The 12417-nt window shown below is 71.2% G+C and carries 14 protein-coding genes and 1 pseudogene; 8 read left to right on the forward strand and 7 right to left on the reverse strand.

Annotated elements, in window-relative coordinates:
* Positions 1–49: 49 nt before the first annotated feature.
* The 3 genes from AC07A4_RS36060 to AC07A4_RS36070 all read right to left on the reverse strand — a co-directional run bounded on the left by AC07A4_RS36060 (position 50) and on the right by AC07A4_RS36070 (position 2811).
* Positions 50–739, reverse strand: coding sequence for a transglycosylase SLT domain-containing protein (locus AC07A4_RS36060; RefSeq protein WP_478607280.1), 690 nt, complete (start codon positions 737–739; stop codon positions 50–52).
* A 321-nt stretch (positions 740–1060) separates the two neighbouring features.
* Positions 1061–2116: an S-adenosylmethionine:tRNA ribosyltransferase-isomerase gene (locus AC07A4_RS36065; RefSeq protein ID WP_478607283.1), complete on the reverse strand. Its 1056-nt coding sequence runs from the start codon at positions 2114–2116 to the stop codon at positions 1061–1063.
* Positions 2113–2811: an SDR family NAD(P)-dependent oxidoreductase gene (locus tag AC07A4_RS36070; RefSeq protein ID WP_478607286.1), complete on the reverse strand. Its 699-nt coding sequence runs from the start codon at positions 2809–2811 to the stop codon at positions 2113–2115. The genes AC07A4_RS36065 and AC07A4_RS36070 overlap by 4 nt, the downstream gene beginning before the upstream one ends.
* A 240-nt stretch (positions 2812–3051) precedes the next feature.
* On the opposite strand from AC07A4_RS36070, the gene AC07A4_RS36075 reads away from it, so the two are divergent.
* The 4 genes from AC07A4_RS36075 (at position 3052) to AC07A4_RS36090 (ending at position 5698) form a co-directional block, all read left to right on the forward strand.
* Entirely contained in the window at positions 3052–4197 is a 1146-nt protein-coding gene (locus AC07A4_RS36075) for a GAF domain-containing sensor histidine kinase (RefSeq protein WP_478607290.1), read from the forward strand.
* The gene (locus AC07A4_RS36080; RefSeq protein ID WP_478607293.1) at positions 4190–4867 is read left to right on the forward strand and encodes a response regulator; all 678 of its coding nucleotides are present in this window, start codon (positions 4190–4192) and stop codon (positions 4865–4867) included. Before AC07A4_RS36075 ends, AC07A4_RS36080 begins: the two co-directional genes overlap by 8 nt.
* Before the next feature lie 214 nt (positions 4868–5081).
* Entirely contained in the window at positions 5082–5327 is a 246-nt protein-coding gene (locus tag AC07A4_RS36085) for a chaplin (protein WP_478607296.1), read from the forward strand.
* Positions 5328–5458: 131 nt separating this feature from the next.
* Positions 5459–5698 (forward strand): chaplin, encoded by a 240-nt coding sequence (locus AC07A4_RS36090; protein ID WP_478607299.1) that lies wholly within the window; start codon positions 5459–5461, stop codon positions 5696–5698.
* A 61-nt stretch (positions 5699–5759) separates the two neighbouring features.
* Here AC07A4_RS36090 and AC07A4_RS36095 read toward each other — a convergent pair whose 3' ends face one another.
* Positions 5760–6584 carry a hypothetical protein gene (locus AC07A4_RS36095; protein WP_478607302.1) on the reverse strand — a complete coding sequence of 275 codons (825 nt, stop codon included), beginning with the start codon at positions 6582–6584 and terminating at the stop codon, positions 5760–5762.
* A gap of 121 nt (positions 6585–6705) precedes the next feature.
* Here AC07A4_RS36095 and AC07A4_RS36100 point away from each other — a divergent pair.
* From AC07A4_RS36100 to AC07A4_RS36110, 3 genes and pseudogenes are all read left to right on the forward strand, one after another.
* Positions 6706–7230, forward strand: a pseudogene (locus AC07A4_RS36100) (ABC transporter ATP-binding protein); the annotation flags it as partial.
* 315 nt (positions 7231–7545) lie between these two features.
* Positions 7546–7974, forward strand: coding sequence for an NfeD family protein (locus AC07A4_RS36105; protein WP_478607305.1), 429 nt, complete (start codon positions 7546–7548; stop codon positions 7972–7974).
* A gap of 120 nt (positions 7975–8094) precedes the next feature.
* Entirely contained in the window at positions 8095–9036 is a 942-nt protein-coding gene (locus AC07A4_RS36110; protein ID WP_478607308.1) for an SPFH domain-containing protein, read from the forward strand.
* 84 nt (positions 9037–9120) lie between these two features.
* Here AC07A4_RS36110 and AC07A4_RS36115 read toward each other — a convergent pair whose 3' ends face one another.
* The 3 genes from AC07A4_RS36115 to AC07A4_RS36125 all read right to left on the reverse strand — a co-directional run bounded on the left by AC07A4_RS36115 (position 9121) and on the right by AC07A4_RS36125 (position 11177).
* Entirely contained in the window at positions 9121–9627 is a 507-nt protein-coding gene (locus AC07A4_RS36115) for an HNH endonuclease (protein ID WP_478607310.1), read from the reverse strand.
* Positions 9628–9782: 155 nt separating this feature from the next.
* Positions 9783–10322, reverse strand: a complete 540-nt coding sequence (locus AC07A4_RS36120) for a YbhB/YbcL family Raf kinase inhibitor-like protein (protein ID WP_478607312.1) — start codon at positions 10320–10322, stop codon at positions 9783–9785.
* Between the two features lie 72 nt (positions 10323–10394).
* Entirely contained in the window at positions 10395–11177 is a 783-nt protein-coding gene (locus AC07A4_RS36125) for a sporulation protein (RefSeq protein WP_478607315.1), read from the reverse strand.
* 227 nt (positions 11178–11404) lie between these two features.
* Between AC07A4_RS36125 and AC07A4_RS36130 the strand changes: the two genes are divergently transcribed.
* Positions 11405–12046, forward strand: coding sequence for a DNA-3-methyladenine glycosylase (locus AC07A4_RS36130; protein ID WP_478607318.1), 642 nt, complete (start codon positions 11405–11407; stop codon positions 12044–12046).
* The last annotated feature ends 371 nt before the right edge of the window (positions 12047–12417 follow it).

Here is a 12417-nt window from a genome sequence, read left to right on the forward strand (position 1 = left end):
CGTCTGAGCTCGCCTCGCCCGGAGAGGTCCGGCTCCGGTGGGCGACGGCTCAGTAGGCGCCGTTGACGTTGTCGATCGAGCCGTACCGGTTGGCCGCGTAGTTGGCGGCGGCGGTGATGTTGGCGACCGGGTCGTAGATGTTCGTCGAGGTGCCCTCGACGTGGTACGCGCTGAACGTCGGCTGGATGACCTGGAGCAGGCCGATCGACGGGGTGCCGTTCTGGGCGTTGACGTCCCAGCCGTTGACGGCATTCGGGTTGCCCGTCGACTCGCGCATGATGTTGCGGTGCAGGCCCTCGTAGGAGCCGGGGATGCCCTTGGCCTTCATGATGTCGAGGGACTGGCGGATCCAGCCGTCGAGGTTGTTGGCGTAGACCGGCTTGCGCGCGGCCGCGCGGCTCGCGGCCTCCTTCTTCGCGCGCTCCTCGTCGGCCTTCTTCTTCGCCGCGGCCTCGTCCTCGGCCTTCTTCTTCGCGGCGGCGTCCTTGACCCGCTTGTCGGCGTTGGCCTGCTGCTTGCTCACGTTCTCGTGGAAGGCGGCCTGCGTCTTGGCGGGCACCGACCAGGCGGCGGCGTGCGCGCCGAGTGCCTCGGTCCCGGTGGCCTCGGACTGGGAGCTGCCCGGCACGATGGAGAAGGCGAGGGCGGCGGCACCGAGCGTGGCGACACCGGCGATCGAGAACTTCTGGGCCTTGGTCAGGGTCGAGCGACTATGACCAGAGGGGGCGTGCTTGGACATGCTTCAGGGACCTCTTCGTATCGGGAGGTCGCCCTGACGCCGGCGGGGACAGGTTGCTTCCGGCGAAACGCCGCGGTGCGAGGACCGCGGCGCCGAGCGACGGGAGCAATTCTTAGCGGGCGCAAAATTCTGTGGCAAAGGAGCGACGTACGATCCTGGATAGTGGATCAGGGGGTGCGTCAGGGGCTCCGATGCCGTTGCTTAGCCCTCCTTTACGGGGCCGATCCGTCCACTAGCGAGCTTCGTACGTGATGTGCGTCCTATGCGCGGGCTCACATCGGACGCGTAACAGTCTCACCAGCAGTTGCGACAGCAATGCGCTCAGTGAGCGTTGTCATCCCGCAGGATGAGGTGGACGTCGCCGAACTCGTGCCACAGATAGAGACGGCGTACCGCCTCGGCATAACCCCGCTCCACGGCCGCCCGCCCCGCGACCGCCGCGAGCATCAGCAGGTGCGAGGCCTCCGGCTCGTGCAGCCCGGTGAGCAGCCCGTCCACGACCCGCACCCCGCGCTCCGGCGTCACCACGAGGTCCGTGCGCCCCGCCGCCGCCCGCACCACACCGCCGGGCCCGGCCGCCGACTCCACGGCCCGCACGGCCGTCGTCCCCACCGCGATGACCGCGCCGCCGCCCGCCCGCACGGCGTTGATCAGCCGGGCCGACGCCGCGGGCACCTCGAAGCGCTCCGGGTACGGCGGCTCATGCGCCTCCGGCGACGCGACCCCCGTGTCCAGCCGGACCGGAGCGAACTGCACACCCCGGCTCACGAGCCGTGCCACCAGGCGCGCGGTGAACGGACGCGCCGCGCTCGGCATCTCCGCGCTGCCAGCCCCGTCGGCCGACGGCAGCGCGAACACGGTCTGGTAGACGGACAGCGGCTGATCCCTCTCTGTATAGGAGTAACGAATGGGACGCCCGTGGCGGGCGAGCAGCCGGGGCACATCGGCGGACACCCGCGCCCACCACAGCCGCGCGCCGTCCGCGCTCAGCGGCTCCTCCTGAACGAGACGCGCGCCCCCGGGCAGCTCCACCGCCGTCCCCTCCGGCCCGCCCGCACGCGCACGCGTGGTGCCCCGCCCATCCGGATCCCGCAACTCCACCGCCCAGCGCCCGTCCGCGCCGAGCGTCGAGAAGTGCACCACCACGCGCGCGTGCCCGAGCAGCCCGTCCACCGCCGCGGCCAGCGTCGGCGAGGTGTTCACCACGAGCAGGTCGCCCGCCCGCAGCAGCTCCGGCAGCTCCGCGAAGGCGTGGTGGGACACCGCCGTGCCGCGGGACACGAGCAGCCGCACCGAGTCCCGGCGAAGACCCCGCCGACGCTGCTCCACCGGCAGCGCCGCGTGCCGCCCCTCCGGCACCCGCACCACGGCCGTCATGACGCCTCCAGGAGGCCGGGGGCCGCGTACCGCCCGCTCGCCGGGCGCTCGTCCAGCAGCCGCAGGAAGGCGGGCACCATCGTCCGGGGAAGCGGCCGCCCCGACTCGTCGTCCGTCGGCACCGCCGCCTGATAGAGGTCCGTACGCATGTCTCCCGGGTCGACGGACCACACCCGCAGTCCCCGCTCCTCCTGCGCGAGCACCGCCGACAGCTGGTCGAGCGCCGCCTTCGACGCCCCGTACCCGCCCCACGTCTCGTACGCCTCCGCGGCCGCGTCGGAGCTCAGGTTCACCACCGCGCCCGCGCGCGCGGCACGCAACAGCGGCAGCGCCTCCTGGATGAGCCCAAGGGCCGCCACCACATTGGTCTCCAGGGCCTGCCGCATCCCGTCCAGTGGATGCGCGTCCAGGCGGGACAGCGGCTCGGCGCCGAGGGCGCTCGCGTTGTTCACCAGCAGATCGAGGCCGCCGAACGCCCGGGCCGCCGCCACCAGGTCCGCGCGGTGCCCCGCGTCGGTCACGTTCCCGGTCAGCGCGCGCACCCGGCCGCCGCGCCCGGTCAGCTCGCGCGCCGTCTCCTGGAGCACCGCCGCCGAGCGCGCGTCCAGGACCAGGTCCCAGCCGCGCTCCGCGAGCGCCTCGCCCAGCGCCCGCCCCAGACCCTTCGAAGCCCCCGTAATGATCGCCACAGGCATGGCAGCCGTCCCCTCGTCTCGCGTGTCACCGGCCGCGGATGACCGGTGACACCACGCTAGGAAGCACCGGGGCCGCCACGCCTCCCGCACCGGACGCACCCCGCCACGTCCCTTCGTCTTAAGCCGACGGGCCGTCCTAGGGCCCACGGCCGGGGGCCCGATGACCTAGGCCCCACGCCCTAGAGCCCTGCCGCCACAGGTCGGATACGCGCTGTCACACCCCGCCGGTACGGTGAGCGCATGAGTCAAGGTCCACGGTCGGGGCTGTACGCGGTGAGCTCGGCGCTCCTCGCCATGAGCAGCCAGCTGGAGATGCGCGACGTCCTCAAGACGATCGTCGCCTCAGCCCGCGAGCTGCTCGACGCGGAGTACGCGGCGCTGGGCGTCCCCGACGACCACGGAGGCTTCGCCCAGTTCGTCGTCGACGGCGTCAGCGAGGAACAGTGGAAGGCCATCGGCCCGCTGCCCCGCCAGCACGGCATCCTCGCCGCCATGCTCCAGAAGGCCGAGCCCGAGCGCCTGGCCGACGTGCGCGAGGACCCCCGCTTCGAAGGCTGGCCCTCCGCCCACCCGGACATGTCCGACTTCCTCGGCCTCCCCATCCGGTACGGGGACGAGACGCTCGGCGCCCTGTTCCTCGCCAACAAGCGCTGCCAGAAGCCCACGGGCGGCTGCGGCTTCGACGAGGACGACGAGGAACTCCTGTCGATCCTCGCCCAGCACGCGGCGATCGCCCTGACCAACACCCGCCTGTACGAGCGCAGCCGCGAGCTCACCATCGCCGAGGAGCGCTCCCGCCTCGCCCACGAACTGCACGACGCGGTCAGCCAGAAGCTGTTCTCGCTGCGCCTGACGGCCCAGGCCGCGACGGCCCTGATCGACCGCGACCCGGCCCGCGCCAAGGACGAGCTCCAGCAGGTGGCCGCGCTCGCGGCCGAGGCGGCCGACGAACTGCGCGCGGCGGTGGTGGAGCTGCGCCCCGCCGCCCTGGACGAGGACGGCCTCGTCGCCACCCTGCGCACCCACATCCAGGTCCTCGACCGCGCCCACTCCGCGTCGGTCACCTTCGAGAGCACCGGGGTGCGGGCCCTGCCCGCCGCCCAGGAGGAGGCCATGCTGCGCGTCGCCCAGGAGGCCCTGCACAACGCGCTGCGGCACGCGGACGCGGACCGGGTGGCGGTCATCCTGGAGAAGCACGGCACGGGCGCGGTGCTCCGCGTCACGGACGACGGCAGGGGATTCGACCCGCGCGCGACACGCCGCGCCGGGCGGCACTTGGGCCTGGTCTCCATGCGGGACCGGGCGGGCGGGGTCGGCGGACGGCTGACCGTGGAATCGGAGCCCGGCAAGGGCACGACGATCGAGATGGAGGTTCCCGGTGGCTGAGAACGAGGCGCCGGCGGGCCGGGCCCCGGGCCCGGGGCGGATCCGGGTGCTGCTGGTCGACGACCACCAGGTGGTGCGGCGCGGCCTGCGGACGTTCCTGGAGATCCAGGAGGACATCGAGGTCGTGGGAGAGGCCTCGGACGGCGCCGAGGGCGTCGCCCGCACCGAGGAGCTGAAGCCGGACGTCGTCCTCATGGACGTCAAGATGCCCGGCATGGACGGCGTCGAGGCCCTGCGCAAGCTGCGCGAGCTCGCCAACCCCGCGCGCGTGCTCATCGTGACCAGCTTCACCGAGCAGCGCACGGTCGTGCCCGCCCTGCGCGCGGGCGCCGCGGGCTATGTCTACAAGGACGTGGACCCGGACGCCCTCGCCGGAGCCATTCGCTCCGTGCACGCCGGGCACGTCCTGCTCCAGCCCGAGGTGGCGGGCGCGCTGCTGTCCCAGGAGGAGGCCAACACCACCCAGGGCAGAGGCGGTTCCCTGACCGAGCGGGAGCGCGAGGTGCTCGGCCTGATCGCCGACGGCCGCTCGAACCGCGAGATCGCCCGCGCCCTCGTCCTCTCCGAGAAGACGGTCAAGACGCACGTGTCGAACATCCTGATGAAGCTCGACCTCGCGGACCGCACCCAGGCCGCCCTGTGGGCCGTGCGGCACGGCGTGACCGGCTGAGAGACGCTGAGAGACGCTGAGAGACAGGGAGCGGGGCATCGCCGCCGCCCTGGCGCACGCCGGGGCGGGTCAGCCTGGACCGTCGCGTTCCGGGCAGAGATTCATACCGTCGTGTGGATGTCCCCCACATGGCGCATCCCCCTCGGCCCCCAGCCGTTCTCCAATGCGTGCCGCGGCGTACTGACCGCGGCTTCCGCTGAGGAGGGTTTCAGTAGTGAAGAACGTGAAGAGGGCCGCGGCCATCACGATGGTGGCGGGCGGCCTGCTCGCCGCCGGTACCGGTTTCGCCTCCGCCCACGGCGGCGCGGACGCGAACGGCGAGGCCAAGAACTCCCCGGGCGTCGTCTCCGGGAACCTCGTCCAGGCCCCGGTGCACATCCCCGTGAACGCCTGCGGCAACAGCGTCAGCGTCGTCGGCATCCTGAACCCCGCCTTCGGGAACGTCTGCCAGAACGTCTGACCGCACCCCGGCGGCCCGGCGGTCACCCCGCCGCCGGGCCCCGGTGCCGCGCGCTCCGCGACCCCGCGGCCGGCACCCGCGCCTCACCCCACCCCCAGCCCCTTCTCCACTCTCATCAGAAGGAACACCCCATGAGCATCGCCAAGAAGGCCGCCTTCGCCGTCGTCGCCGCCGGCATCGCCGCGGGCGCCTCCGCCGGAGTCGCCTCCGCCGACGCCGACGCCAACGGCAAGGCCACGAACTCCCCGGGCATCGGCTCCGGCAACTCCGTCCAGGCCCCGGTGCACGTCCCGGTCAACGCCACCGGCAACAGCGTGAACGTCGTCGGCATCCTCAACCCGGCCTTCGCCAACGAGACGGTCAACCGCTGACGCACCACACCGCGCGGGGCCCCCGGACCACCCGGTCCGCGGGGCCCCGCGCGTCGTCGCCCTAGGGCCGCCCGCCTTCGAGCACCTCGACATAGGCGTTGTACGCCGCCACCTGCGCCCGCCGCGCCGTCCGCTCGACCGGCCGCAGCGCCTCGGCCCGCGCCGCCATCTCGGCGGCGCTCACCGCCCCGCCGTGCCCGCGGTCGTACGCCATCGACACAAGGAGTCCCACCCGCTGCGCCAGCTCCAACACCCGTACCGCACGCGGCGGATACCCCGGCGCGAGCACCTCGCGCCCGCGCTCGGCCCGCGCCCGGTACGCGTCGAGCGCCGCCTCCGCGAGCGGCCCGGACGCCGCCACGTCAAGCCGGGACAGGACCAGGGTCGCCTCCCGCATCGCCTCCGCGAGCTCCCGCTCCGCCTCGCCCAGCGAGGGCACGTCCGCGGGCGGCGCCTCCCGCACCGGCAGACAGTGCCAGACGACCTCCACGTGGACGTCCTCTGCGTCCACGTGGACGTCCGTGGCGTCCCCGGCGCCGTCCGGACCCGCCTCGTACACCTCGGGCACGAGACCGTACGCCGCGCCGTACGCCACGACGGCCTCCTCGGCCTCCAGCGCCCGCTCGTTGAAGGCGGGCGGACCGCTCAGGCCGAGCGGATGCCCCGGAGCGGGCAGCGCCACCCGGAAGCCCCGCACGCCGAGCGCCCGCAGCCGCCCGAGCGCCAGCGTCAGGCCCACCGGGCCCGACTCGCCGGGCAACCCCTCGACCCGGTGCACCGCGTCGGCACCCACGGCCGCGTGCACGGCGTCATCCGGTGAAACAAGTCCGGCCAAAAGGGCGTTTCCCCATGAGGCCAGGCGTCCTGAGCGTGGTTCGGAGAGCATGCGTCCAGCCTAAGGACCGGCCTCGGCACGGGAACGGTCGGCCGGTGGCGTAGGTTTTATCCGGGGGCTGCGTCCACAGGCGCACGCGACAGCCGAGACTGCAATGGGAGAGACCGCGCTCATGAGCGAAGTACTGGAGCTTAAGGACGTATCCGTGGTCCGAGAGGGCCGGGCTCTGGTGGACCAGGTCTCCTGGTCGGTCAAGGAGGGGGAGCGCTGGGTCATCCTCGGCCCGAACGGCGCCGGCAAGACCACCCTCCTCAACGTCGCGTCCAGCTACCTCTTCCCGAGCAAGGGCACCTCGACCGTCCTCGGGGAACAGCTCGGCAAGGTCGACGTGTTCGACCTGCGCCCGCGCATCGGCATGGCGGGCATGGCCATCGCCGACAAGCTCCCCAAGGGCCAGACGGTCCTGCAGACCGTCCTCACCGCCGCGTACGGCATGACGGCGGGCTGGCGCGAGGACTACGAGGACGTCGATGAGCAGCGCGCCCGCGCCTTCCTCGACCGCCTCGGCATGAGCGACTACCTGGACCGGAAGTTCGGCACCCTCTCCGAGGGCGAGCGCAAGCGCACCCTGATCGCCCGCGCCCTGATGACCGACCCCGAGCTGCTGCTCCTGGACGAGCCCGCCGCGGGCCTCGACCTCGGCGGCCGCGAGGACCTCGTCCGCCGCCTCGGCCGCCTCGCCCGCGACCCCATCGCCCCCTCGATGATCATGGTCACGCACCACGTCGAGGAGATCGCCCCGGGCTTCACGCACGTCCTGATGATCCGCCAGGGCAAGGTCCTCGCCGCGGGCCCGCTGGAGCTCGAGCTCACCTCGCGCAACCTCTCCCTCTGCTTCGGCCTGCCGCTGGTCGTCGAGCAGCGCGGGGACCGCTGGACCGCAACGGGCCTGCCGCTCAGCTGATCGAGGACGCCCTGTCCGTAACGGGACCCGCGGTCCTACCATGACCACGTGGACATCGACGCATGGGTGTGGTGGCTGATCGGCGCGGTCGCGCTCGGAATCCCGCTCGTAGTGACCGCGATGCCGGAGTTCGGCATGCTCGCCGTCGGCGCGGTGGCCGCCGCGGTGACCGCGGGCCTCGGCGGCGGAGTGGTGGCACAGGCGGTGGTCTTCGCCGTGGTGTCGGTCGCGCTGATCGCGGTCGTACGCCCGATCGCCGCCCGCCACCAGTCCCGGCGCCCCGAACTCGCCACCGGGGTGGACGCGCTGAAGGGGCGGCAGGCCCTCGTCCTGGAGCGCGTCGACGCCTCCGGGGGGCGCATCAAGCTCGCGGGCGAGGTCTGGTCGGCCCGGCCCCTCGACCCCGGGCAGAGCTTCGACGCGGGCCAGGAGGTGGACGTCGTCGAGATCGACGGGGCGACCGCCGTCGTGATGTGACGCCACGGCGCCAGGTGATCCGAACACCCTCCGGCGTACGCGGGGTTCTGACAGACTCGACCAGCGAGATCCTCAAGATCGTCCGGAAACACCGAAGCATGAAGGGTACGGGGAACCACGATGGAACCAATCATCATCGTCCTGATCATTCTGGTGGTGCTGGTCTTCATCGCCCTGATCAAGACGATCCAGGTCATCCCGCAGGCCAGCGCCGCCATCGTCGAGCGCTTCGGCCGCTACACACGCACGCTGAACGCGGGCCTGAACATCGTCGTCCCGTTCATCGACTCCATCCGCAACCGCATCGACCTGCGTGAACAGGTCGTGCCGTTCCCGCCCCAGCCGGTGATCACCCAGGACAACCTGGTCGTGAACATCGACACGGTCATCTACTACCAGGTCACCGACGCCCGCGCCGCGACGTACGAGGTCGCCAGCTACATCCAGGCGATCGAGCAGCTCACCGTCACCACGCTGCGCAACATCATCGGCGGCATGGACCTGGAGCGGACCCTGACCTCCCGCGAGGAGATCAACGCGGCCCTGCGCGGCGTCCTCGACGAGGCCACCGGCAAGTGGGGCATCCGCGTCAACCGCGTCGAGCTGAAGGCCATCGAGCCGCCCACCTCCATCCAGGACTCGATGGAGAAGCAGATGCGCGCCGACCGCGACAAGCGCGCCGCGATCCTCCAGGCCGAGGGTGTCCGCCAGTCGGAGATCCTGCGCGCCGAGGGCGAGAAGCAGTCCGCGATCCTGCGCGCCGAGGGTGAGGCACGGGCCGCGGCCCTGCGCGCCGAGGGCGAGGCCCAGGCGATCCGCACGGTCTTCGAGTCGATCCACGCGGGCGACCCGGACCAGAAGCTCCTTTCGTACCAGTACCTCCAGATGCTCCCGAAGATCGCCGAGGGCGACGCCAACAAGCTCTGGATCGTCCCCAGCGAGATCGGCGACGCCCTCAAGGGCCTCGGCGGCGCGCTCGGCAACTTCGGTCCGATGTCCGGCGGCGGCTCTTCGAAGGGCTCGAGCGGCGTCGAGCGCCGCGAGCAGCCGACCATCGACTGACGGTCGGGTACGGAAACGGCGTGGGGGCCGCCCTCTTCGAAGAGGGCGGCCCCCACGCCGTTTCCGTACGCTCCGGCGCGCTTCTCAGGCGGCGGGCTGCGCCAGCCAGTCCGGCAGTGCCGCCAGGCCGTCCCGGCCGAGCGCGAGGAGCATCGCGTCCGCGGGCGTCGGCTCGAACGGCTGCCGCAGCAGCGGCATCCCGGCCTGCTCCGGCGTCCGGTCGGCCTTGCGGTGGTTGTCCATCGCGCACGAGGCGACGGTGTTCAGCCAGCTGTCCGCGCCGCCCTGCGAACGCGGCACCAAGTGGTCCACGGTCGTCGCACGCCTGCCGCAGTACGCGCACCGGTGCCGGTCACGGACCAGGACACCCCGCCGCGACCACGGAGCGCGTCTTCGGAACGGCACCCGCACGAACCGGCAGAGCCTGATCACCCGCGGCACCGGAAGATCCACGTCCGCGGCGCGCACCCGCAATCCGGGGTGGGCGTGCTCCACGACGGCCTTGTCCTGGAGGACCAGCACGACGGCTCGGTTCAGCGTCACCGTCGACAGCGGCTCGAAGCTCGCGTTCAGGACCAGCGTGTCTCGCATCTCGCCCACCTCCCGTGTGCACCGGCCCACCCCATGGCGGGCTTGGATCAACTCTGGCCGGGCACGCCGGGATGGACAACGCAATAAAAGATGCCCGCCTCTGATCACTTCCAAGACCAGAGGCGGGCAAACGTTCAATGAACGCTCAGCTGTCACTAACTCTCCGCGACCGCCGCGTACTCGGCGATCACGTGCGCACGCGCGAGGGTGTGGAACCGCAGGTTGAAGCCGACGACGGCGGGCGAGGCGTCCGCGTCCGGACCGAGCTTCTCCTGATCCACCGCGTACACGGTGAACACATAGCGGTGCGCCGGGTCACCGGGCGGCGGGGCGGCCCCGCCGAAGTCCTTCGTCCCGTAGTCGTTGCGCACCTGGACCGCGCCCGCGGGCAGCCCCTCGAACGTGCCGCTGCCCGCGCCGGCGGGCAGCTCGGTCACGGACGCCGGGATGTCGAAGGCGGTCCAGTGCCAGAACCCGCTGCCCGTGGGGGCGTCAGGGTCGAAGCACGTCACGGCGAAGCTCTTCGTCTCCGGCGGGAAACCCTCCCACCGCAGCTGCGGCGACGTGTTGCCGTCCGCGTACACCTGGGCGTCCGGCAGCGTCGCTCCCGGCTTGAAGTCCGCGCTCGCGACCGTGAACGACGGCACGGGCGGGTGGAAGTCATGCGGCAGCGGCGGCCTGTTGACCTCGGTCACGTGGGCACCTCCTGATCGGTTCCGGTTCGGTTCCAGTACGGCGATGTCGGCGATCGCTCGCCGCCGCCGAGCCTAGAACCAGTTGCGCTTGCTGCCGACGTGGGACAGCCACTCGTTGAGGTACGCCGCCCAGTCCGTGCCCTGGAAGTCGTGCAGGCCGACCTTGAAGGACTTGTACGAGTCGCTGCCCTCGCTGAAGAGGCCGGGCTTCTTGTCCATCTCCAGGACGACGTCCATCTCGCGGTCGTCGGCGACGAAGCTCAGCTCGACCTGGTTCAGACCGCGGTACTGCTCCGGCGGGAAGAACTCGATCTCCTGGTAGAAGGGCAGCCGCTGCCGCGTCCCGCGGATGTGGCCCTTCTCCATGTCGGCGCTCTTGAAGCGGAAGCCCAGCTGCCCGAAGGCGTCCAGGATCGCCTGCTGCGCGGGCAGCGGGTGGACGTGGATCGGGTCCAGGTCGCCGGAGTCCACGGCGCGGGCGATCGCCAGCTCCGTCGTCACACCGATGTTCATGCCGTGCAGCTCGCGCCCGGCGAAGTGGGTGATCGGCGTCTCCCAGGGGATGTCGAGACCGAACGGCACCGCGTGCACCGCGTTCGCCTTCAGCTCGAAGGCGCCGCCGAGCCGCTGCTTGGTGAACTCGATGTCCTGCTTGAGCTCCTGGTCGTTGCCCTCGACCTCGACGCGGGCCTGCAGACCCACGGACACTCCCTCGATCTGCTGGTCGACGGAGCCGCCCTGGATACGCACCTCGCCCTGGACGACACCACCGGGCACGACGTTCGCCTCGGTCAGGACCGTCTCGACGGACGCGCCACCGGCCCCCAGACTCGCCAGCAGCTTCTTGAACCCCATGACTCTCCTCCCCAGGACACGGCCTGTGGCTTGACTCGATCAACCGATCGTCGGCTGTGATCCGTACGTCGGCTGTGATCCGTACAAACGCGATCAGTGCACGCGCGGTTCCGCACTCTCACTCTCGCGGGGCGCGCGCTCCGCGCCCTCACCCTCCAGCCCGGAGGGTCCCGGGGCCAGCCTCCGCGCCGAATCCGCACAGATCCAGTGCACTACGCTCCTACGGCATGATCGCGGGACCTGACCGTACGCCCCTGCCCCGAGAGTTCTTCGACCGCCCCGTCCTGGAAGTCGCCCCGGACTTGGTAGGTCGCGTCCTCGTCCGCAACTCTCCGCACGGCCCGATCGCGCTGCGCCTGACGGAGGTCGAGGCGTACGCGGGGGAGACGGACCCCGGCTCCCACGCCTATCGAGGCCGCACGGCCCGCAACGACGTGATGTTCGGACCTCCCGGGCACGCGTATGTCTACTTCACCTACGGCATGTGGCACTGCCTGAACATCGTGTGCGGTCCGGAGGGCAGGGCGAGCGGTGTGCTGCTGCGGGCCGGGGAGATCATCGAAGGCGCCGAGCTCGCCCGTAAACGTCGACTATCGGCCCGGAACGACAAGGAACTGGCCAAAGGCCCGGCCCGCCTGGCCACGGCACTCGATGTGGACCGTGACCTCAATGGCGCCGACGTGTGCGCGGGACCCGAAGCCCCGCTCACCATCCTCACCGGCATACCCACCAGCCCCGACCAGGTCCAGAACGGTCCGCGCACCGGAGTCGGCGGTGAGGGCGGCGTTCACCCGTGGCGCTTCTGGGAAGCCAATGACCCCACGGTGAGCCCTTATCGGGCCCATACGCCCCGTCGCCGCCGAACTTGACGCGGCGTTGGTGGTTCCGTAACGTAGCCCGAGCCGCTTGACCCGGTGAAGGCAATCAGCCGACAGCCGGAAGCGGCCAACCACTACCTACGGCTTCCCCTCAGCGGGGTCCTATTTCGCATGTCCGCATGCCGAAATTCGAATCCGCAGACTCGATTATGAGTAGCCGGGAGAATCCGCTAAAGTAGTGAACACGCCGAAAGGCAAGGCCCTCCAACGGCCACCGGAAACAAACTCCGAACCGGGAACGGAACGGAAAAAGGATCTGGTAAGGTTGGAAACACGAAATACCGAAGGGAAGCGCCCGGAGGAAAGCCCGAGAGGGTGAGTACAAAGGAAGCGTCCGTTCCTTGAGAACTCAACAGCGTGCC

The sequence above is a fragment of the Streptomyces sp. NPDC043996 genome (assembly GCF_056435225.1).